This is a genomic window from Shewanella sp. K8 (genome assembly GCF_028823715.1).
Classification (GTDB): domain Bacteria; phylum Pseudomonadota; class Gammaproteobacteria; order Enterobacterales; family Shewanellaceae; genus Shewanella; species Shewanella algae.
In genome coordinates this window covers 1-22,359 of record NZ_JAPEHY010000014.1, presented here as the reverse complement: position 1 = coordinate 22,359, position 22,359 = coordinate 1, and the positions used below count along the sequence as shown (strand labels likewise).

The window sequence follows — 22,359 nt, the reverse complement described above, 5'->3', positions numbered from 1 at the left end:
CACAGATGTCTGATGTGAAATCCCTCTTGTGTCACCTGAATATACTGCTGGAAGACGGCTCGACCGCCGACAGCACCAAAGCCTCCGGTAAACCCGCCCGGCTCAATATCGGTGACGGCAGCCTGAGCCCGGCGTTTGAGGCTGAGCTTCTTAAGCTGAAAACCGGCGACAATCACAGCTTTACCTTGGCCCCTGCCGATGCTTTCGGCGAGTCCAATCCCGATACCATTCATCACTTGGATCGCAGCCGATTCCCGGCAGATATGACGCTGGAACCCGGCGTTATCGTCAGTTTCGCCGGCCCTGGCGGCAGTGAAATACCCGGAATTGTCAGGGAGATAGCCGGTGATTCTGTCACAGTGGATCTGAACCATCCGCTGGCGGGCCACCAGGTGACATTTGAACTGGAAGTATTGCAGGAGCTTTGATATGTCAGTAGCAAAATCTACCGGTCTTAACATATTGCTGGCCAATCCCAGAGGCTTCTGTGCCGGTGTCGACCGGGCCATCAGTATAGTCGAGCGGGCGCTGGAACTCTTTTCCCCGCCTATCTATGTGCGCCATGAAGTGGTGCATAACCGTTATGTGGTTGAAGATCTCAAGCAGCGCGGGGCGATTTTTGTCGACGAACTGGATCAGGTACCCGACAACAGCATAGTGATTTTCAGTGCCCATGGGGTGTCACAGGCGGTGCGCAATGAGGCCAAGCGTCGCGGTCTTAAGGTGTTTGATGCCACTTGTCCTCTGGTGACCAAGGTGCATCTGCAGGTGACCCGCGCCAGTCGTAAGGGAATTGAGTGCATTCTTATCGGTCATGCCGGTCATCCCGAAGTGGAAGGCACCATGGGGCAGTACGATAACCCTGAAGGGGGAGTCTATCTCATTGAGTCTCCGGCCGACGTGGATGCATTGCAGGTGAAAGAGCCAGACAATCTCTGCTTTGTCACCCAAACCACGCTGTCGGTGGATGATACCCTGGATATTATTGCTGCGCTGCAGAAGCGGTTCCCTTCGATTGAAGGTCCTCGTAAAGACGATATCTGCTACGCGACTCAAAACCGCCAGGATGCGGTACGTAAGATGGCCCAGGATGTGGACTTGTTGATAGTGGTTGGCTCCAAAAACAGCTCCAACTCCAACAGACTGCGCGAACTGGCGCTCAAGTCTGGCACTCAGGCCTATTTAGTGGATAACGCCGATGATGTTGAGCGGGATTGGTTTGATGGCGTCAGCAAGGTTGCCGTTACTGCCGGGGCTTCTGCTCCTGAGGTGTTGGTGCAGCAGGTGGTTGAGGCCATAGCCAAACTGGCGCCAAGTGTGGTGACCGAAGTGGAAGGGCGCAAGGAAGATACCGTGTTTGCCGTTCCGGTGGAGCTAAGGTAAGAAGCCGCGGATTTATTGCGCTTATATAAGTGAAAAGCATTTTAAGAAGAGGCTATCTAAGCCTCTTTTTTTTATGGAAAAAATACCTCTTATAAGGCTTGAATTTATTAGCGTTCTTTGTTACTGGAGATTTACATTCGACTCAACTATCATTAACAGGTATTATTGTGGTCTTGAGCTAACTATAAGATATTAAAGAACTAATAGGCTGAATTTATTGTCAAAAACATGGCATTGTCTGGAGATTTGACACAGATGAAAAAACGGAGAGAGGGATTCTCTCTGATTGAGGTTATGGTAGCGCTCGTCATTTTGGTGATAGGGCTTATCGGGATATTTAATTTACATATAGTGGCAAAGCGCGCCAGCTTTGAATCATTTCAACAGACTCAGGCGGCGTACTTTGCCAACGATATCCTCAATCGGATGAAGCTTAATAACACGGTACTGAATAATTACGACGACGGCTCTCCCTATTCCGGGGGCGGAAGTGCTCCTGCAAAATCCTGCGATGTGGCCCTTGGTGCCACGGTGACCTGCACTGCTGCCGAGACCCTGGCCTGGGATCTTTACCAATGGCAAGAACTCTTTACCGGCGCCGCTGAAGCCGTGGGCAGCCAGAATGTCGGCGGCCTCGACAGTGCTACCGCTTGTCTGAATGTCAATGGCAGCAATGTCACTATTGTGATGGCATGGCGAGGCATTCAGGAAACCGCCGGCACCGCCTATGAAACGACTGACTGCGGCAGTAGCTTGGGTAAGCGCCGGCGGGTCTTTATCCTCAAGACAGTGATCAATCAAGGTTAAGGCGGTGAGTGTGAAAAATTCAAAGCAGTCGGGTTTTTCTCTGGTAGAACTCATGGTGGCCATGGTCATCAGTCTGTTTCTGGCGCTCGGATTGTTCGCCATGTTCAGTATGTCTGCCACTAATGTTACTACCACAGGGCAGTTCAATCAGTTACAGGAAAATGGCCGTATTGCGTTGGCCATCATGGTGCCGGATCTGAGTCAGGTAGGCTTCTTTGGCGATATGACAGGGACAGATTTCGTGCTGGGTACCAACGCTCGGGTCGATGATGCTGTCGGGACAGATTGTATTGGACAAGGGCTCAACAATGCCACTCTGCCCAATGGCCAACCGGCCCACTTCAGACGTCTTTGGGGGTATGAGGCCGGGGTGAGTGCCGGCTCACTGAGCTGTGTCAATTCAGCGATGACAGGGACAGATGTGATTCAGATTAAACGACTGGTAGGCCCTCCCGGAGCCACCAGTGGTTTTCGGGTGGCAGCAACGGCCAGCCAGGCGGTGTTTTTTAAAGATACAGATCCCGGCCTTGAAAACCAGAGGGTGTGGGAATACCAACACCATGTCTACTTTATTAAAGACAACAACGGCGTGCCGGTTCTGACCCGTAAATCACTCTCTGCCAGCGGAATGAACGTAGACGAGCCCTTGGTCGAGGGTATCGAAAACATGCGTATTCTCTATGGTTTCGACGAGAACGGTGATGACACGGCCGATAGCTTTATGCCGGTACAGAATGTGACGGATCTGATGTGGGACAACCAGTTGTTCCAGCGAATAGTGGCCTTGAGAATATTTTTATTGGTGCGTTCGCCCAATGCTGACAATAGTTACACCAATAATGCGACTTACTCACTGGGCGACAAAACCGGCGACAGAGCCATCAGTGGTGGTGGCGATAACTTCCGCCGGAAAGTGGTTTCGACCACAGTGGTACTTGAAAACCCTGTGTTGATTAGGAACTAAGCAGATGAAAATAAGACAACAGCGGGGAGTCGTACTGTTCTTCGCACTTATCCTCTTGATTATTCTGACCCTGATTGGGGTGGCTCTGGCAGTTAACTCCAGTCAGTCGCTGCGTATGGCCGGCGCCGGTGCCGAGCGGGTGGAAGCCAAGGCCTTGGCCGACGGTGGTTTGCAGGCGGTATTGAATGCCAAGAGCCAAGCAGAATTGGCGACAATGACAGCGATAGATTCAGGCAACAACTATTCGGGTGGCACTCAGGTTTTGACGCCTTTGCCATTGAAGAGTGATGGCACTGTGGATGCCAGGAATGTTTCCTGTCAGCGTAGCAGGGATGCCAGCGGTACAGATCTTATCAAGTGCCGAAGAGTGGAGGTTTCCAGCCAGGTTAGGTACGGCCGGGACAACCTCGGGCAACTGACAGTTATCGAAGGAGTTGAGCAGGAAGTGCTTAACGGGAGCGGATCATGAAACTCAAAAAGTGTTTATGCGGTTTGTTGTTTGTGCTGGTTGGCTCTTCCGGGCAAGTCTCGGCCGATGATACAGACCTTTACTTGATCCCGCCGCCAAATCAGGGACGAGCCAAGGTGCTGATTATTTTTGATAATTCGGCATCCATGGATACCATAGAAACCGGAGTGCCAGGAGGATATGATCCAACCGAAGAGTATCCCCCTGTCGGTTCCTCGAATTCCTATCAAGGAAGGATGATCTACTTTACCGTCGGCTCCGGGATGGATGAAAGTTCATTACCTGTGCCGGACAGCCCTTCGGAATCGCGCCGTTTCAACGATGCTCTCAATGGTTGCGCCGTCGCTAAAACCGCCTTGGATCGCTATGGTCGTTTTACCGGTTATATCCGAGAGTTTGTGTTTTCCGGTAATGCCAAGGGAACCTGGCAGCAGATAAAAGAAAACAGTGGCGCCGAAAAGAACAACCCGGTGGACTGTTGGGAAGATATTGAAGCCGCCAATCCAAGCAATAACGGTATCACAGTAGATGGGATTACCTATGGTGATGGCTATCCACAGAATAGCGTCAAAGTGGGTAAAAACTATATTCCATACAGCAATGAAGCAAATGCACTCAGCAACGCGCAATCCATGGGCTTTAACCAAGGCGAGCTGGTAACCTTATACACTGACAATTATCTGCGTTGGTACACCCTTTATAAGAATGGCGACTTGGATGATACTCAAGACCTCAGCAGACTGGATATTGCCAAGACAGCTATCGCCGGGGTGATAAGTTCGATGCCGACGGTTGATTTTGGCCTGGCGGTATTCAATATGAACTATCGCTATGAGGGGGATCGGGATGGTGGCCGAATCGTCGCCGGTATTCGTAGCCGCACGGCGCCTGAGAAAGAAACCCTGATCAGTACGGTTGAAAACCTGCCGGCCGAAACCAACACTCCACTTTGTGAAACTTTGTTTGAAGCCTATCGGTACTTTAGCGGCGGCCCGATTACCTTTGGCCACAGTGATAGAAACTATAACAGTGGCTCGATAAAGTATACCGCCAACAGGCCTATGTATGACACGACCATTGAGAATAGCGGTAATTATAAGTCTCCCATGAGTGTCTGTAGTGATATTGCTTATATCATCTATATTACCGATGGGGTGCCAACGCTGGACTCATCTGCCGATGCCGCGATTCAATCCATTACAAGCGCTTCGGGGGTGAACTCCGACGGTAATTACAGCCCATACACCTATGAAGTAGATTATTACGGTAGAGAAAAGAAGAGCTATCTGCCGGCGCTGGCCAGTTACATGTATCGCAACGATATTTTGCCGGCCACGGAGAAATTCCAAAGGGTGGTGACTCACACCATAGGTTTTGCGCTGGATGAGGGATCTGCGGCCGAGCCCTTGCTGGAAGAGACTGCCAAACGAGGAAAGGGCAAATACCATGCTGCCAATAGTGTGGCCGATCTGCAGCAGGCCTTCAGCAATGTGCTTGACAGTATCACGGACGAAGGACAAAGGTTTTCGGCGCCAGGGGTAGCCTTCAGTAATGCTGACCCAACCCGAACTCTGGACTCTGCCTATTATGCCTTGTTCAGCCCATCTCAAGGGCCCAAGTGGGCCGGTAACCTGAAGAAGTTGAAGGTGAACTCCTCAGGCGTACTGATAGATGCCAACGACAGACCGGCTATCTCAAGTTCGGGTGGTATTGCGGACACGGCTTGTAGTCTATGGAGTAACTGCTCTCCGGACCCAGATGGCAACGATGTACAGGAAGGCGGTGCAGCCAGAACCATAGTACCTGACAGCCGTACTCTCTACAGTAACATCAAGGTAGGTGGAGGCCTCGCGACCCTAAGCAAGAATCAGGCTTCCAGCTATGCCGGTGGTGACCTTGCCTTGTTGACTCATATGAACATGAGTGTAGCCGCCGGTACAGAAAGCTCTGAGCTGGAAAAAGCCTTTGAGTGGATCAAGGGCAAAAATGTCGATAAAGATGAAAATGGCGAATTTACCTCTGATGATTACAACGGGGTTCGCGGCGATATCATGGGTGACCCCATGCACTCGCAACCGCTTGCCATTGACTTTGGTGGCGATGGCAATAGCAATGTGCGCATTTTCGTTGGCACCAACCATGGTATGTTACATGCCTTCAAAGACACGGGTAGCAGTGTTGAAGAGAGTTGGGCCTTTATGCCCTATGAGCTACTCAGTAATGTGCAGGAACTCAGAGATAACAGCTATGCCAATGGTCACAGTGTTTATGGCATAGATGGCTCGCCGGTTTCCTATTTGGAGCGCAACGACTCGGGTGCCATTACCAAGGCTTGGATCTTCTTCGGCATGCGTAGGGGCGGGAGTTCCTACTATGGCTTCGATGTTACCGCCCCGGATTCGCCTCGAATGATGTGGCGGATTGACAACAATAGCGCCGGGTTTGCCAATATGGGGCAGACTTGGTCGACACCGGTTGTGACTAAGGTGCCGGGTTCAGATAAACCTGTAGTGATCTTCGGCGGTGGTTACAATCTGGGATATGACGCCAACACAGGCAGCAACTCAGATGGCCGCAATGTGTACTTGGTCGACGCCGAAACCGGGGTACTCAAGCATAGCTTTGGTGTCGATGGTGGCACAGCGTTGACCGGCATAGAACACAGCATTGCCGGTTCAATAGCCACTCTCGACAGCAACAGTGATGGCGCTACAGACAGGTTATATGCCGCAGACCTTGGGGGTAATGTCTGGCGTATGGATATGCCTTCAGAAAACACCTCCAGTTGGAGTGGCTTCAAGTTTGCCTCTGTGGGCGGCGCGCTGGCATCTTCCGATCGCCGCTTCTTCTATGAACCTGTGGTGGCTCAGACAGTATTTACCAATGTCACCCGGGTGACAACGACAGATGCCGACGGTAACACCAGTACTACTACGGCATATCAAAACGTACCTTATGATGCCGTTACGCTCGGCAGTGGTAACAGGGCGTCACCACTGGCTACCGATGCCGAAGATATGTTCTTTGTGCTGCAGGATCGCAACGTGGTGACCAAGACTTTTGGCGGCTCAGGTGCGACAGTGCCCAGCCCGATCACTTTGGCCAACCTTTACAATGTGACATCGGCGGCGCCAAGCAGCGACAGTGAGAATATCGACTTTGGTACCAAGCTGGGCTGGTACTATAACTTCTCTGTCATTGGCGAGAAGAGTCTGTCACCTTCGGCCATCATCAAAGGGCGTGTCTACTTCACCTCCTTTGTGCCGGCGCAGTCGACACCCGAAACTGAAAATAGCTGTCTCATCTCTTCGACCGGACGCTTGTACAGTTTCGACCTGCATAAAGGCGGGCGTTACAATTATGAGTTTTTGGAAGTGTGTGAGGATTGTATTCCTCAGCCACCCAAGATCATTACCCCGCCCAAAGATCCAGATGACCCGGATAATCCGGACAATCCAGATGCTGCCTTGATTATTGGTCGCGGTGAGTGTGATGAAACCGGTGAAAACTGTTCCGGTACAGTGGCGCTGGATACAGGCCTGAGTACCAACAAGATTTATTATCATGTGAATGAGTAGGATAAGAGATGAAAAAAGCAGCGGGTTTTACCCTGATAGAAGTCATGATCACTGTGGTCATTATCGGCATACTGGCGGCGATCGCTTATCCCTCTTATGTGCAGTACATTGCCAAGAGTACCAGGGCTGAGGCTCATGCAGCCTTGATGCGACTGGCCAATCTGCAGGAGCAGTACTATTTGGACAATCGCACTTACGCCACGGATATGACCAAACTGGGGCTCAATGCCAGCCCCTTTATTACTGAAAATGGTCACTACAGCATAGCGTCAACCGGCACCGGCAGTTTTACCCTGACAGCAACGGCGCAAGGGGTACAAGCCAGTCGTGACAGCAAGTGCAAGACGCTGACCTTGACTGACGCCGGGGTTAAAGGCGGCGCCTCTGCGGAGTGTTGGAAATGATGAAATCAATCAAATATGGCTTGTTGCTCATCTTGCCCGGTATCGTTTTGACAACTCATGCCGCCGAGCGGCAAGAGGTGAAGTGTCACTTGATCACCAGCAAGGGAGAGCAAATTGCCTTCTATCGTTGGGATCTGGAAAAGCAGCCGCTATTGATGGCGCGTTTGAGTAGCAAGCCGCTCAAGGATACTCAGGGGAAACGTTACTATATCAAGCAGGCCAGTGAGTGTGTGTTGCTCAATGAGGAGTTCAGCTCTGAAAAGGCCCGTAAGTTGGATGAGGTAACTCTGAGATAGCTTTCACCCAGGCCTATGAAGTCTGAGCCTATTGTGGTTAACAGCAATAGGCTCGCAATAGATCCTTCCAGGTCACTATGCCGACAATCTCACCGTTTTCCAGTACCGGCAGTGAACCTATATCTTTCTCCAGCAGTAGTCTGGATGCCTGAGCCAAGCCTAGATGCGGCGCAACGGTCACAGGATTACGGCTCATCACTTGATGCACCCGCTTATTGAGGGTCTCCAGATCTCTGCTGGTGGCCGTTTCGCTGCCAAGATTGGGGCTTAAGGCCCGCAGCAGATCCCGTTCGGACAAGACGCCTTCCAGCTTGCCTTCATCATCCACCACCAGCAGATGATGAAAGCCTGCATGATGAAATATCTCTTTGGCCACACTCAGGCGGTCGTCCATTTCCACTGTGACGACCCGGGTGATCATGATATCGGCGATGCAGAGCTGCATAGGGATCCTCCATAACCTTTTCTTTGTTATATCAGAGCCCTGTCAATAATGCTAACTCGGAGCGTTTTCATCTTGCTGATTGAGTTCTTGCAGATGACAATCGATATAGCGGCTGCGTTTCTTGAACTTGAGTTTGTCCAAGTCCACCAGCACCAAACCATCGATACAGTCGGCAAAGTCGGCATCCACTCCAAAGGCGAGAAAGCGCACCCCATCAGGCTGGCAAAGTTCGCCGTATTGCTTGTAGAGAGTTGGCACAGCGGCACCCATACTGGCAAGGGTCTGCTTGAGCAGTTTGAATGCGCCTTGGTAATCTGAATCAACATAGAGCTTATCCAGCTCAGCCTGGCGCTCAGGAGGCAGACCAAAAGGCGTGAAAGACTGTGTCAGCTGCGTCTTACAGGGAAACTGCTGCAGGTAGAAGTGCACCAACATCTCCTTGGCCTGTGCCGGCAACTGATTGCTTATGGTCACAGGACCGAAAAGGTAGCGGTAGCCGGGATGACGAGCCAGAAAGGCACCTATGCCGTACCAGAGATAATCGAGACTGCGCTTTCCCCAATATTTAGGCTGCACAAAGCTGCGGCCGAGCTCCAGGCCCTTGGCGAAATAGGGAGCAAATTCTGTTTGATAGTGAAACAGTGACTCACTGTAGAGGTTTTCACCTGCACTGTGCAAGCGGGCGACTTCGGCAAAACGGTAGGCGCCGACTATCTCCAGCTCCTTGGGATCCCAGAGTACCAGGTGTAGATAACTGGAGTCGTATTTGTCTATGTCTCTGCGTTTTCCTGTGCCTTCACCCACGGCGCGAAAAGCCAGCTCCCGCAGCCGACCTATTTCCCGCATCACTGGGCTGCTGCCCTGATGGCGATAGAGGAAAATCTGCTTGTCATCCTGAGTTTGACCAAGCTGTTCGCACTGCAGTAAAGCCTGTTGCAACTCACGACGTTTTTCCGGATGGGCGATGGCGCTCTGGGTGTTGAACAGTGGGCTGCGGTTCTTGCCTATGCGATAGAGGTGGTTCTTCAGCAGGCTGACCCGGGTTTTAAGCGGGAAGTCACTGCCGCTGACCGCTTCGGCCGGGATAAGCTCGCCGATACGCAGCGGCAGAGTATTACTGGCTTGTTTAAACATCTCCTTGACCAACAGCAGGGTAGCCAAAGGTTTATACAAGATGGAAGCACCGTAAAAGGTCGCCGAGTTCTTGGCATCGACATACATGGGCAGCAGCGGCGCATTGCAGTTGATAGCCATCTTCAGGAAGCCTGTTTGCCACTGGGTATCGCGAATGCCGCTTGATCTGAGCCTGGATACCTCACCCGATGGAAAGATGAGCACAGCGCCTTCACTGCGCAGATGTTGATGGATCTTCTCCAGGTGTTGTCTGGGGGTTCCGCCTGTCATATTGCGAACCGGCAGCAGGATGTTGTGCAGTGGCGTCAGTGTCATCAACAGCTCGTTGGCAACCACTTTAATGTCAGGCCTGACTTCGCTGATTAGTTTTATCAGCACCAGAGCATCCAGCGAACCTATTGGATGATTAGCGAAGATAACGACCCGGCCCTGATGGGGAATGTTTTCCACCTCACTGTCCGGAACCGTATAGCTGACGGCAAAGCTTTCCAGCACTTGTTCAACAAAATCCACGCCCTTGAGAAAACTGAATTGGCCGGCGATATCATTGCACTCCCGCTCATTAAGCAGATAACGCAGTAAGGCCTTGGTTGGCTTGGCGAGCCAAGGCTTGCTGTTGATATTGGGCAGATTGGATTCCACGACTTTATCGACGGTAAACATCATAATGGGGTACCTGATTTAAGCAGCTTGTTGTTCTTGTCCCTGCCAGGCGAAGCGTTTCAGTACTTCGGTCCGGCCCAGTTGTTCATTCCAGCGCTCGAGTTGCAGCTCGCCCTCGAGGGTTTCAGTCAATAGAGTGCAGTTCTCTACCCAGTCACCATCATTGGCATAGATAAAGCCGCTCATTTCCGTGAGCTCCGGCTGGTGAATATGGCCACAGATGATGCCGTCCACCTTCTGCTTGCGGCCATAACGCACCACGGCTTCGCGAAAACTGTTGATGGCTTGCTGGGCCTTGCCGACTCTTTGCTTGATAAAGCCGGCCAAAGACCAATAGGGATAACCGAGACGGCGGCGAACCTTGTGCAATTGGCGGTTGAGAAACATCAATACATCGTAGAGGTGATCGCCGAGGCGGGCGGTGATACGGCCGATACAGACTTCGGAGTCAAATTGATCGCCATGCAGCATCAGCAGGGTTTTGCCGCTCAGGGTTTGATGTCTGTACTCTTTGCTGATAATGACATCGGCGAGTTGCAGCTGGTGGTAATCCTTAAACAGCTCGTCATGGTTGCCGGGCAGATACACCAGCTTGATGCCGCTCTGTGCCATTTGCAGCAGTTTTTGCAGCAGTTGGTTGTGACTCTCGGGCCAGAATACCCGGCGTTTGAGGGCCCAGATATCGACTATGTCCCCCACCAGATACAGCACCTTGGGCTGAACGCTGTTTAGGAAATGCAGCAGATATTCGGCCTTGCAGTCAATGCTGCCCAGGTGAATATCCGAGAGCCAGAGGGCGTTGAGCTTGATGACAGACTCGGCTGCGCGGCGGGAGGATGGGTGAAATGTCGATGGTTTTGCTACCAATGACTTGCTGTCTTTCATCGCGGCTCCTGGATAAAACCAGTGAAACGGGTTTGACTGTGAAAGACTCTAAGTCAGTTATTTGACCTTGAAGTGACGTCTTGATGACCTTATTGTGACGCCCCTGAACTTACCTCTATATCATTTGGCAGTATGATGCGGAACTCGCTGCCATGACCCGGTGCACTGATCAGACGGATCTCGCCGCCAAGTACTTGAGTCACCAGGTTATAGACTATGTTCATCCCCAGGCCACTGCCGCCTTTACCGCGTTTGGTGGTAAAAAAGGGAACAAAAATATTCTGCTGTACTTCGGTATTCATGCCGCAACCATCATCACGGTAGACAAGCTCTATGCCGTTATCTGTGCGGCTGACATTGAGCGACATCCGTCCCTCGCTTCCTTCTGGAAAGGCGTGTACCAGTGAATTGGTAAAGAGGTTACTGATAATTTGGTAAAAGACGCCCGGAGTGGAGTTGAGGGTGATGTCGGCCGGGCATTGATAGCTGTACTTGTGAGGCGAGCGGTGCAGCATGGGGTTGAGCGACAGGAAAATCTCATCCAGATAGTGCCCCAGGTTAAATTCCCGCAGTTCTTCATGGGATTGATCGACGGAGAGCTGTTTGAAGCTGCGGATCAGCTTGGCGGCGCGTTCCAGGTTGGTCAGCATCAGTCGGCTGCAGTCGGCCACTTCACTCTGGTACTGTTCGAAATCCTGCTGATCGACATCCTCGGCGTAAAAGCGCTTGTTGAAGGCTTTAACATTCTCCGCCAGATGCGAAGCCGCGGTGACACAGATACCTATGGGAGTGTTGACTTCATGGGTGATGCTGGCAACCAGACCACCAAGTGTGGCCATTTTCTCCTTATCCAGCAGTTCAGACTGCGCCAGTCGTAACTCTTCCAGGGTGTGGTTCAGTTCATCATTGCTCTGTTGCAGCGCTTCAGTGCGCTGTTTAACCCTCTGCTCCAACTCCTGATTGAAACGACGCAGTGCCGATTCGGTTTCTTTCAGTTTCTGAATATCCTTGATGGTTCCTGTAATCCTTAAAGGGCGCCCCTCTTGATCCCTGGCCATGACCCGGCCACGGTTGAGTACCCAAAGCCAGCTGTCGTCCTGGGTCTTGCCGCGATAGCTGAGTTCAAATTCTTGCCGGTCTTTATGGAGGCAGGCATCAATCTCGGGCCAGATGAGCGGCAAGTCTTCGGGATGGACACAGCGCTCCAGCGTATCTTTCAGGTGGGTTTCGGGCTCGGGATACCAGAGAAATGCGTTATTGCGATTGGCCTCCTGTGCCTGCAAATCCCAATCCCAAAACTCATCGCCACTGCCGATAAGTGCCAGTTGCAGCTTTTGCTCGCTGCTCGCCACCTGTTGCAGCAGTTTTCGTTGCTCAATAAACTTCTGCCACCTGTTATAAGCAAAGCCAAATATCAGGCTCAGCAACAATAAGCTGTAAATAGTATAAGCCCAGGGGCTTTGCCAGGGCCTGGGGGTTATGCTCAGCAGCAGGCTCTGCGCCGGGCTGGTATTGCCGTCAATATCCACAGCTCTGACCATAAAGCGATAGTCACCTGGTTTGAGCGCCGGGAAGAAGGCGGTTCTGGCCCCCCGGGTATTGAGCCACTCCTGCTGCATGCCTTCGAGTTTGTATTGATACTCAAGATGTCTGGCGTGATGCAGGTTCGGGCTGTGGAATTTGAGACTCAGCGGCAAGGCATCAACCCCCAGAACCAGTTTTTGTCGGCTCCAGGGTTTTGGTGTGTGCTCTTGTGTTTGCCCCAGCGCCTGCAGTTCATCTATGATCGGCTGCGCCGGAGGTTTCCTCGCGGGTAAAGCGGGGGGCTGAATATGGTTGAGACCTTTTACACCGCCGAGAAACAAGCTACCGTCCCGATCGAGAAACCCGGCGCCAAAGTTGAACTCGTTGGCTTGCAAGCCATCTTCATAAGCAAAATTCCGGCTTGTGCCTGTTGCGGGATCCAGCCGTGACAGGCCGCTGGCGCTGCCAATCCAGAGTTTGTTGTCGGCATCATGTTGCATCAGGTAGGCGACATCGCCGATCAGGCCGTGTTGGCGGTCAAACATTTGATCCTGCCCGCTATCCGGGGTGAATGAGAATACGCCGTCGCTGGATGCTATCCATAACTGTCCATCCGGATGTTGGTAGATGGAAAACAGGTGCTTGCTGGGTAGAGGGACTTCAGTATCCGTGGACCAATGAGATACACTGCCATCCGGCTTGAGCCTGAATAGGCCTTCACCGTAACTGGTGATCCAGATATTGCCGCCGTCATCTTCCAGCACCGAAGTGGTTTCTGTTTTGGGCAGCGGCGCGGCATCCGGTGCGGCAAAGCCTTTTTCGATACCAAGATAACGGCTGACTCCGGCTTCTTTGGTTGCTATCCAGGCAATGCCACTTTGGTCAAAGGTTAAACTGTAGAGGGTGTTGGCCGGCAGTGAGCCCGGTTCATTGGCCTGATGGCGATAGTGCAGATAGCTGTCGCGCTCGGCATTGAAGATCAGTAAGCCTTCGCCCCGGGTGCCAATCCAAAGCCGGCCCTGACTGTCTTCTTTGATAAAGCCGATAAAGGCCTTATCCAGCAGTTGGCTTGCCAGCGGCGAGGGTTTGAAGCCTTGAATTTTGCCCGAGTCAGACTCCAGTGCCTGATAAAGGCCGCTGGCGGTGCCGACCCAGAGTTGCCCCAGATGATCGCGAAAAATCGCTCTGACATCGCCATTACCCAGGTTGTGGTTCTCGAAACTGTTGGGGAGCAGCTTTCCCATGGCTTCCTGATTGAGATCCAGCTTACCGAGACCGGCTCCCTTGGTCGCTATCCAAAGTTGGTTGCTGTCATCCAGATGCAGTGTCTGGATGGTCTTGCCATCGCTGTTTGGTTGCCAAAGAAGCTCCCGGGTTTGAGGTGTAAACCGCAGCAGACCGAGTTTATCCACCGCCAACCAGAGCCGTTGCTGTGGATCCAAAACCATATGCCGAAAGCCGGCATCGCCAAGTTGGTTGATGGAGTAAGGCACGGCCTCGGTTCCCAAAGACCAGTGCCAGAGCGTTCCTTTGCTTGCGAGCCATAAACTGCCGTCTTTGGCCTGTATCAGAGACTCTACCTGAGCAGACTGCGGCAATATTGCCATCTGTTGCCAGGACTTGCTGTCATCCAGCTGCCAGAGCGAGTCTCCTGCAAGATACAAGTCGCCGGAAGGTGTTGCATAAAACCTCAGTTGTGAAACGGTATTTGTCTGAAGCTGCTGGCTATCCAGGCGTTGGCGGCGTTTGGGGTCGTAGCGCCAAACCTTTGCATCATCCATCAGCAGCCAGAGCATGCCTTGTTTGTCTTCTGCCAGCTCGCGGATCCCGGTCAGCGGCAGATCGGCTTCGGCACCCAATATTTCAAAGCGGCCACTGTCCGGATGATAAAGATTCAGGCCATCGCTCAAGGTCAGCAGCCACAACTCCTTCTGGCTTGAAAACAGTAGCCTTTCAATGTGATTGCCACTAGGGCCGTAGGGAGCGTCCTGCTTACTGTAGATTCTGAAATGTTCGCCATCGAAGCGGTTGAGTCCGGCTTGTGTGGCTATCCACAGGTGACCACGATCGTCTGTGGCGAGGTCATTGACAGTGTTCATCGACAAGCCGTCTTCGGCCTGAAATTGCTCAAGGACAGGGCGATAGCCCAATGACGGCGTCAGGCTATCGAGGCACCAAAGTGCCGTAAAAAGGAGCAGCAACGCAAAGATTTTCACCGAAAAGCCTCAAAAACGAACTTTTTTCAGTGTAGATGCTGGTGGCCGAAATGCGAATTTTGTGAGCACATTCTAGTGCTTAGAAATAAAAAACGGCCGCATGTAGCGGCCGTTGTGGGGAAGTCCGGCTAAATTGCCCTTAGAACAGTAGATGTGCCATCCCGGCAATCACAGGCAGAGTAACCAGGGTTCGCAGCAGGAAGATGGCAAACAACTCCCAAATTTTCACCGGTATCTTGCTGCCGATAAGCAAGGCACCTACTTCACTCATGTAGATCAATTGGGTGACAGACAGCGCCGCAATCACAAAGCGTGTCATGTCGGATTCTATGCTGGTGGCCAGAATCGAGGGGATAAACATATCGGCAAACCCGACGACTATAGTCTTGGAGGCTTGGGTAGCTTCGGGGATCTGCATCAGTTCCAACAATGGAATAAAAGGCTTACCAAGATAGTTAAATACCGGGGTGTATTCGGCGATGACCAGAGCTATGGTCCCCAATGCCATTACGACGGGGAGCACACCGAAGATCATATCGATGACATTTTTCACCCCTTCGGAGAGCACCTTGAATACGCCACCTGTGTGGGACGCCTTGGTGAGCGCCAGATCCAGTCCCCAGGACAGAGAGTTATGACCTTCTGGCAGCGACTCATCATCTTTCTGTCTGGGGCTGCCATCAACATAAACATCCTTCTTGCGCGACAGCGGCGGCAACTTGGGTACTATTATGGCGGCAACAATGCCGGCCAGACAGACTGTCAGGTAGAAGGGTACAAACATTGCCTGCAGTTTCACTTGGGTGAGTACCACAAGGGTAAAAGTGATGGAGACTGCCGAGAAGGTGGTGCCGATAACCGCCGCTTCACGCTGGGTATAGAAGCGGTTCTCATACTGTTTACTGGTCAGCAAAATACCAACGCTACCATCCCCGAGCCAGGAGGCCATACAGTCTATGGCGCTGCGTCCCGGTAGGTTGAACACCGGCCGCATCAACTTGGTCAGTAAGGTTCCGAAGAGTTCCAGCAGGCCAAAGTTGAGCAACAAAGGCAGGAACATACCGGCAAAAAAGAATACACAGAACAACAGTGGCAACAGGCCATTCATCACCAAGGCGCCGGTGGAATCGGCTATGAGCATCTCAGGGCCAACCTGGAAGAAGGTCAGACAGATAAATATGGCGCCCAAAACCCTGACCAAGAGCCAGGCAGGGCTGATATTCAACAGGGAGTTGAGAAACTTGCTGCGGCGGATAAAACCGGGGCGCAGGAGTTTCACCAATACACTGGCCGTGGCGGTAAATACCACTATGGCGCAAATTATGCTGGTCAAATAATCATTGAGCAAATTCTTGAGTTCACCGGCCAACACCGCCACAGGAATGGTCAGTTCGTTGTTATAGCTGATAGGCGTCATAAAGAGTAAGACGCCGAGCAGAGATGGCACCAGGAAGGTGAGTATGGTTGTTATGTTGCGGGGTTGTTTTTCGTCTGCCACGGTTATTACACCCTGAATCTACACTAATTGGATGAGTAACAAAGCTACTCGCCAGGGGCAATATTGGCTCTGAATGCATTTTCATTCAACCGGCCCCCGAATTTAAGGGGGCAAGATTACCCCCTTAGCGCGGCTATGTAAATTCATTCGCTGTCAGTTCTGTCTCTTTGATCACAACAGCATAGTTATTTCCTGTCCTTGCTTAATTATTATTTGAGCAGTTCCTTATGGAAAATCCTTCAAAAAGAAATGGTTAAATATTTGTTATTCAGGCTGAACCTGGGCTTTGTCTCAGCCGAAAGTCTGTCTCAGGTTCAGCGACCTGTCGGCACTGGCCTTTAACTGCAATACGGCTTGCTCAACCTGACACAGGGCGCTGACATTGTCATTGGTGGCGCCGTGAATCGTCTGTATGCCGCCTGCTATCTCTTGCACTACTTGCCCTTGCTGGGTTGCCGTCACGGCGTTTTGTCTGGCGAGATCGTGTATTTCAGCCATCCCCTGATTAACTGTGTTGATGGACTCCACAGCCGACAATGCTTCAGTGGCGCACTCCTGTGCCTGTTGTCTACTGGCTTCCATCTCATTGGCCCACTGGGTCAGCATGCTGAACATGGCCTCTATGCTGGCAGATATACTCTTGGTGGACTGCTGAGTGCGGCCGGATAAGGCTCTGACCTCATCGGCGACCACCGCAAAGCCGCGTCCCTGTTCGCCGGCTCTGGCTGCTTCTATGGCTGCATTGAGAGCCAGCAGGTTGGTTTGGTCGGCAATGGCGTCGATTTCCGACATGGCGTTGGCAACTTGCTGTGCTTCATCGTTCAGGCGTTTGGCATTGGAAGCCGCCCTGGCAACATCATCGGCCAGGTGGAGAATATGTTCACTGTTCTGATGCATCACATCCCGGCTTTGACGACATAGGCCATAAGCCTCATCTATACGGCCTGAGGTTGCCTGGGTGTTGTCGGCCACCTCACTGATAGTGGCATGCAGCTCTTCGATGGCACTGGCTATCTGCTGCATCTGTTGTTGTTCCAGATCCATGCCGACTCTGGCCTGCTCTGTGGCCACCACCAACTGAGCGGCAATATCATTGGTTTTAAGCGCTTGATCCTGAGTCCGGCCCAAAACGCCCTGAAGCATGGCGGCCTTACGCTGCAACTGAAATTCGAGCACGGATGAGGTATCGTGCCCGGCATAGATGAAGCGACTGACAGAATCGTACTCTTGCTTGAGTGCCATCAATCGTGCCGGAATACGAAAGGCTTCGTCATAGAAGATAGCCAGATTGAGCGCCATCAACATGGCTCCGGCCAACACCACGCCCCAGCCCCAGATATAGCCGCTAAGCAGTAAGCCAGAGCCTGCCATCAGTGCCGAAAGCAAGCGTTTTTGCGTCAGCGTCAGCGGATCTTTGACTCTTTTGCCCTGATTCAGGCGACTGTATACCTTGATGGCCCGTTTGATGGTGCCTTGACTGGGTTTAACCCTGACAGATTGATAACCAATGATTTTACCCTGTTCAAAGATGGGGGACACGAAAGCATCGACCCAGTAAAAACCACCGTCCTTACAACGGTTTTTGACCAATCCCCGCCAGGAACTGCCGGCCTTGAGGCATTGCCACATTTCGGCAAAGGCCGCCTTGGGCATGTCGGGATGGCGAACCATGTTGTGGCTGTGGCCCAACAGCTCGGCTTCAGAAAAACCCGATATCTCAGCAAAGGCCGGGTTGACGTAAGTGATAACGCCGCGAAGATCTGTGGTGGAAATGAGTTCGTCGGTGGATTGCAGACAGACTTCCCTGTCTGTGGTGGTGGAATTCCTTCTGGACATCTTTAATTCCGGCTCAGAGTTAGTGGCCCGATATTGATTCAGGCCTTATTATCGTTTTAAGTGTGATAAGCATAACATTTTTGTGGTTATTTGAGTGAGCGCTTTTTGCAACTTTTTTAGAGGTAAAGCGTTTGCAGGTTATTGATATGTATACTAATTGAAAACTCCGATGGCCAGTGTTTTAGTCGGGATAAAACTCTGTAAACAAGCAATCCAACGGCTGGACACAGTGAAATCTGCTAGCGCTGTATTTTTGCTCTTGGGCGGAACTGCAGTTTCCAGACCCGGCATGATCTTGGTAACCAAGGTTACTGTCATCTCCTGCGGGAGGGTATGCCAGAACAGCAAAGAATGGCCGAGGCATCAAAGTGCAATAATTCGACCGGAAGCGAATTTTGTTGTTTAAACTCGGGTAAATAAGCGATCGGTAACGCAAAAAGACCTTGCCCGGGCTTTAAAAAAAATCTGGAGCATGTAAGTTAGACACCAGAAAATGAATCCGGGGCATACACTGGCATGTTAAGAAGACAGAGACTGGCAAGAATGGCGTTGAGCTTTGGTTTGCTGGGACTCTTTGGACTGCTGCTTGGCCTGGGTTTGGTTATCTGGGGCTATCAGAGCGGCGATGGGCGGGAGTTCAGCCTGCTCAATCACAGCCTGAGTGAGCTGGGCAGTTATGGCCATTCTAAGTTGGCGGTACTGCTCAATGGTGGTTTGTTCTTCGGCAGTTTGAGCCTGGTGCTCTGTTGGTTATTCACCCTGCAGTTGTCTCGCTTATTGAGCGGCCATCTCCTGTATCTCAGCCTGACCCTGACTTGTATGGCCCTGGCCGGTGTTGGCCTGTTTCCCGTCAATGTCTATCACCTTCATATCCTGATGCTGAAGTGGTTTTTTATCTTTGGCTGTATCAGTGTCGGCTGCTACCTGGTTTATCTGCTGCAGCGCCCCTTTGGTGCCGCCACTCTGTGGACTCTGATCCCGGCGCTTATCAGCGGCGTCAGTCTGGGCGCGTTTCTGTTTCTACCGCATCTTGAACTTGGTATTACCGAGGGGGATAACCCCTTTTACCATGAGTTGGTGCTGCAATTACCTCGGCCTGACTTTTGGTGGCCGGCAGTCCTCGAATGGCTGGGGCTCGGCAGCTTTATGCTCTGGGTCTTGTGTTTGTTGCTGTGCACAAAAAAGGCCCCCGATGAACAGGAGCCTGTTGAAAGTCCTTATTAAAGGCCGGAAAAGCCCACAGCACGGGTTTGCTTAAGACCTTGACGCTAACGTCTATAGACCATGCCAGGTGCGCCGTGCCAGTATCCATTACAGGCTTCTTTGCCTGTTTCAGCATCGACTTCACTCCCTGCATTTTGCAGTAAAGACTCCGCCAAAGCGATGGAGTCATGGCCATCCGGTGAAACCCTGAACCAGTCAACACCCATACGTTTCATTTCTGGTATTTCCCGTCTGAGATCGCAGCGGGCTGCCGACTGAGTCTGTATGCCGTTGAGTCGCAATAGTGGTTGTTGCTCCTGGGTCTGGGCGACCAGGCCTTTTGGATGCTTGATGCATACCGTCTGACAGTCATCCTTTGCCAACCCTTGATGACGGGCGGTGAAGCAACGGGCCGAGTGCGCCAATGGCAAATAACCATGACCCAGTACTTCAATTTCAAAGTTTGGCGTCGGGGCGGTGACTTTTTGCAGCCACATTTTTGACAGCTCAATGGGCATCACAAAGCGCTGCATGCCCCATTGATGCAGCTTTTCCAGGCTGGCTCTGTTGTAGTTATTGATACTGGCACCACAGACAAAAGGCAGTCCCTGCTCCCGCGCCATACCAACGGCGGCCATATCATTGGCCTCAACTATGAACTCGCCATTATCGAGTTGCTTTTTAAGCTCTTTAAGCTCGGATTGTGCCTCTATCAAGGCCAGAGTCGACAATACAACCTGTTTGCCGGCGTCCTTGAGCTCAAGGGCCAGGGCCAGATAATCGGCAAACTTCATCTGCCTGCGGCGGCTGCAAACGGCTTCACCCAGATAAACCAGTGGAATAGTGCTGTCTGCAACTTCACGGTAGAAGGCCTGCACTTGTGCTTTGGGCCAGCAATAGAGCAGCGGGCCAAGAGAAATATTCATAGAAAACTTCCTATTGCCAGCTGCGCTCGTAGGCACCCAGCGTGGTGGTTTGTCCCTCGGATACTTTGGCCAGCGCGGCATGCCATTCGGGTTTGGATTGGAACCGCTCCGGCGCATTCTGATAGGTGTCCAGCGCCTGACGCCAAACCCGGGTAACCTGTTCCACATAGGCGGGGCTGCGTTGGCGACCTTCAATTTTAAGTGACACTATGCCGGCCTGGGCCAGTTCCGGCAGCAAGTCCAGGGTATTGAGGCTGGTGGGGGACTCCAGCAAAAAGCCCGGCTGGCTGTCTTCTTCGGTCAGATAACGTCCCTTGCACACAACCGGGTAGCCCATCTGCTCGTTCAACCCCGAGCTGTCAATCAAGACTTCGTTGAGGCGGGTCTGGCGACAGCCCTGATTTTCCTGCCAGCGCACATGTTTTGCCGGTGAGCAGGAGCCACCTGAATTGGGCGATTCCCCAGTCACATAGGAAGACAACTGACAGCGCCCTTCGGCCATGATACATAGACTGCCGAAGGCAAACACTTCCAGATCAACCGGACTGGCCTTGGCAAGATCTTTGACCTGCTTGATGGATAGCACTCTGGGGAGTACGGCGCGCTCAATGTTGAATTCACGCTTATAAAGTGCCAAGGCGCCGAGATTGGTGGCACTGGCCTGTACCGAAAGATGCAGCGGCAGGTGAGGGTAGTGGCTATGGGCATAATCCAGTAGCGACAGATCGGCCATGATCAGTCCATCTATATCCGTGTTGGCGGCCAGATCGACGGCCTGGTACCAACGTTTCTCTTCACCCGGTTGCGGAAAGGTATTAATAGTCAGATACAGCTTGCGCCCTTGTGACTTTACCTCTTTGGCTGCCTGTTGCAGTTTGGTCGGTGTGAAGTTCAGTCCGGCAAATGAGCGGGCATTGGTGTCGTCTTTCAGCCCCAGATAGAGGGCATCGGCGCCGGCGTTGAGAGCAGCCTTGAGTGATGCCAAGTTCCCGGCCGGACACAGGAGTTCCATGTTAACTTTCTCCCTAATTACAAACAAAGCCGCAGTTTATCGACCTTTGGATCTCACAGAATTGATATAAAACAGGTTTATGATCATAAAACTTGGTTAGACTGCCGGAGTTTTGGCATTTTAATCAGGAGTAACTCAAGATGCGCACGGCTTTAGCCGCCAAGGCGGCGCGCGATATTCTCACTCTGGCTCCCAAGTTGGTTGGAAAACCGCTGACCTTGGTTCCCTTCGCCATCAAGGCGAACGTACTGCAGCAGCTATTGGCGGTATTGCTCAGCGAACAGGTTCAGGATGGTGAATTGGACTTTCTTGAAGGGCAATGGGTGGGCGTTCGGGTCGAGGACATGGAGTTGGCATTTGAAGTCAGTTTCGAACAAGGTTTCAAGGTGCGGCCTTTTACGGCTCCGGAAGTCACTTTCAGCGCCAATAGCGCCGAACTCTTGCTGGTCGCCGCTGCCAAAGAGGATCCTGACACCCTGTTTTTCCAGCGCCGACTCAGTATTGAAGGTGATACCGAATTGGGCCTCGAGGTTAAAAACTTGCTGCTCGGCATAGATGTTCAAAGTATGCCAAAGGGGTTGAAGCTGATGTTGGATAAGCTGGCCAATATGCTGACCACGCTCCTGCAAAGTTCACAAACCGCACCTCAATGGGCCTGACAAACAGTAAAATCCTGGCATAAAAAAAGGTTCATCGCGGATCTCCGGGGAACGCCTCTCTGACTTTCAGAAAGAAGTATTCGGTATCCCGGTAGCCATAGCCCATTCGCTTCAGCAGTTTGATTTTGTTGTTCATCCCTTCCAGTCGGCAGGTGTGCAACGGATGAACCGCTGAAGCAACTATGCCATGAAGATAGTTTTTAAGACGCTGGCCAAATTGGAGTAACGGCCTGATACCGCTCTCTCTGACTTGTTGCCACCAGAGGTTCCATTGAGCCGTGGCTTCGGCTTCATCTGTGCAGTACCACATCTCCTTGAGTTGCTCCCTGAGCAGGTAAACCGTCATTAAGCTTTTGTTCGACTCCAACAGCTCGTTGAGATAACCCGCCTGTTTGTCTGTCAAATTATCTCTGTTTTTGAGTAAGACCCAGCGCCCCCGTTTTACCCGTTTGCGGGC

Annotated in this window: 19 protein-coding genes; 10 read left to right on the top strand and 9 right to left on the bottom strand. The window is 52.0% G+C overall.

Annotated elements, in window-relative coordinates; translation table 11 throughout:
* Positions 1 to 5: 5 nt before the first annotated feature.
* The 8 genes from fkpB to ON072_RS09350 all read left to right on the top strand — a co-directional run bounded on the left by fkpB (position 6) and on the right by ON072_RS09350 (position 7,901).
* The gene (fkpB, locus tag ON072_RS09385) at positions 6 to 428 is read left to right on the top strand and encodes an FKBP-type peptidyl-prolyl cis-trans isomerase (RefSeq protein WP_261753135.1); all 423 of its coding nucleotides are present in this window, start codon (positions 6 to 8) and stop codon (positions 426 to 428) included.
* Between the two features lies 1 nt (position 429).
* On the top strand, positions 430 to 1,383 hold the full coding sequence (ispH, locus tag ON072_RS09380) for a 4-hydroxy-3-methylbut-2-enyl diphosphate reductase (RefSeq protein WP_025011913.1): 954 nt from the start codon (positions 430 to 432) through the stop codon (positions 1,381 to 1,383).
* A 255-nt stretch (positions 1,384 to 1,638) separates the two neighbouring features.
* Positions 1,639 to 2,190 carry a type IV pilus modification protein PilV gene (gene pilV, locus ON072_RS09375; protein WP_025011914.1) on the top strand — a complete coding sequence of 184 codons (552 nt, stop codon included), beginning with the start codon at positions 1,639 to 1,641 and terminating at the stop codon, positions 2,188 to 2,190.
* 4 nt (positions 2,191 to 2,194) lie between these two features.
* Positions 2,195 to 3,154 (top strand): PilW family protein, encoded by a 960-nt coding sequence (locus ON072_RS09370; RefSeq protein WP_025011915.1) that lies wholly within the window; start codon positions 2,195 to 2,197, stop codon positions 3,152 to 3,154.
* A gap of 10 nt (positions 3,155 to 3,164) precedes the next feature.
* Positions 3,165 to 3,623, top strand: a complete 459-nt coding sequence (locus tag ON072_RS09365) for a PilX N-terminal domain-containing pilus assembly protein (protein WP_025011916.1) — start codon at positions 3,165 to 3,167, stop codon at positions 3,621 to 3,623.
* The gene (locus tag ON072_RS09360; protein ID WP_261753136.1) at positions 3,620 to 7,201 is read left to right on the top strand and encodes a pilus assembly protein; all 3,582 of its coding nucleotides are present in this window, start codon (positions 3,620 to 3,622) and stop codon (positions 7,199 to 7,201) included. The genes ON072_RS09365 and ON072_RS09360 overlap by 4 nt, the downstream gene beginning before the upstream one ends.
* An 8-nt stretch (positions 7,202 to 7,209) precedes the next feature.
* On the top strand, positions 7,210 to 7,605 hold the full coding sequence (locus tag ON072_RS09355) for a type IV pilin protein (RefSeq protein WP_028779812.1): 396 nt from the start codon (positions 7,210 to 7,212) through the stop codon (positions 7,603 to 7,605).
* On the top strand, positions 7,602 to 7,901 hold the full coding sequence (locus ON072_RS09350; RefSeq protein ID WP_141250864.1) for a TapY2 family type IVa secretion system protein: 300 nt from the start codon (positions 7,602 to 7,604) through the stop codon (positions 7,899 to 7,901). Before ON072_RS09355 ends, ON072_RS09350 begins: the two co-directional genes overlap by 4 nt.
* A gap of 37 nt (positions 7,902 to 7,938) precedes the next feature.
* On the opposite strand, the gene ON072_RS09345 is transcribed toward ON072_RS09350, so the two are convergent.
* The 6 genes from ON072_RS09345 to ON072_RS09320 all read right to left on the bottom strand — a co-directional run bounded on the left by ON072_RS09345 (position 7,939) and on the right by ON072_RS09320 (position 18,102).
* Positions 7,939 to 8,346: a CBS domain-containing protein gene (locus tag ON072_RS09345; protein ID WP_025011917.1), complete on the bottom strand. Its 408-nt coding sequence runs from the start codon at positions 8,344 to 8,346 to the stop codon at positions 7,939 to 7,941.
* 51 nt (positions 8,347 to 8,397) lie between these two features.
* Positions 8,398 to 10,146: a lysophospholipid acyltransferase family protein gene (locus ON072_RS09340; RefSeq protein WP_261753137.1), complete on the bottom strand. Its 1,749-nt coding sequence runs from the start codon at positions 10,144 to 10,146 to the stop codon at positions 8,398 to 8,400.
* 15 nt (positions 10,147 to 10,161) lie between these two features.
* Positions 10,162 to 11,028, bottom strand: a complete 867-nt coding sequence (locus tag ON072_RS09335) for a UDP-2,3-diacylglucosamine diphosphatase (protein WP_052658119.1) — start codon at positions 11,026 to 11,028, stop codon at positions 10,162 to 10,164.
* 89 nt (positions 11,029 to 11,117) lie between these two features.
* Entirely contained in the window at positions 11,118 to 14,768 is a 3,651-nt protein-coding gene (locus ON072_RS09330) for a two-component regulator propeller domain-containing protein (RefSeq protein WP_261753138.1), read from the bottom strand.
* Between the two features lie 139 nt (positions 14,769 to 14,907).
* On the bottom strand, positions 14,908 to 16,185 hold the full coding sequence (locus tag ON072_RS09325) for a YjiH family protein (RefSeq protein WP_081782994.1): 1,278 nt from the start codon (positions 16,183 to 16,185) through the stop codon (positions 14,908 to 14,910).
* A 372-nt stretch (positions 16,186 to 16,557) separates the two neighbouring features.
* Positions 16,558 to 18,102: a methyl-accepting chemotaxis protein gene (locus tag ON072_RS09320; RefSeq protein ID WP_208141991.1), complete on the bottom strand. Its 1,545-nt coding sequence runs from the start codon at positions 18,100 to 18,102 to the stop codon at positions 16,558 to 16,560.
* A 516-nt stretch (positions 18,103 to 18,618) separates the two neighbouring features.
* Between ON072_RS09320 and ON072_RS09315 the strand changes: the two genes are divergently transcribed.
* Positions 18,619 to 19,326, top strand: a complete 708-nt coding sequence (locus ON072_RS09315) for a DUF998 domain-containing protein (RefSeq protein ID WP_045283546.1) — start codon at positions 18,619 to 18,621, stop codon at positions 19,324 to 19,326.
* Between the two features lie 44 nt (positions 19,327 to 19,370).
* Here the strand turns inward: ON072_RS09315 and ON072_RS09310 are convergent, their stop codons facing one another.
* Positions 19,371 to 20,231 (bottom strand): U32 family peptidase, encoded by an 861-nt coding sequence (locus ON072_RS09310; RefSeq protein WP_096140785.1) that lies wholly within the window; start codon positions 20,229 to 20,231, stop codon positions 19,371 to 19,373.
* A gap of 10 nt (positions 20,232 to 20,241) precedes the next feature.
* The gene (ubiU, locus tag ON072_RS09305; RefSeq protein ID WP_044734919.1) at positions 20,242 to 21,243 is read right to left on the bottom strand and encodes a ubiquinone anaerobic biosynthesis protein UbiU; all 1,002 of its coding nucleotides are present in this window, start codon (positions 21,241 to 21,243) and stop codon (positions 20,242 to 20,244) included.
* A gap of 140 nt (positions 21,244 to 21,383) precedes the next feature.
* Here ubiU and ubiT point away from each other — a divergent pair, with 140 nt between their 5' ends.
* Positions 21,384 to 21,902: a ubiquinone anaerobic biosynthesis accessory factor UbiT gene (gene ubiT / locus ON072_RS09300; RefSeq protein ID WP_028779819.1), complete on the top strand. Its 519-nt coding sequence runs from the start codon at positions 21,384 to 21,386 to the stop codon at positions 21,900 to 21,902.
* A gap of 31 nt (positions 21,903 to 21,933) precedes the next feature.
* On the opposite strand, the gene ON072_RS09295 is transcribed toward ubiT, so the two are convergent.
* Positions 21,934 to 22,359: transposase (locus tag ON072_RS09295; protein WP_274626035.1), on the bottom strand; the 426-nt coding region annotated here is incomplete at its 5' end.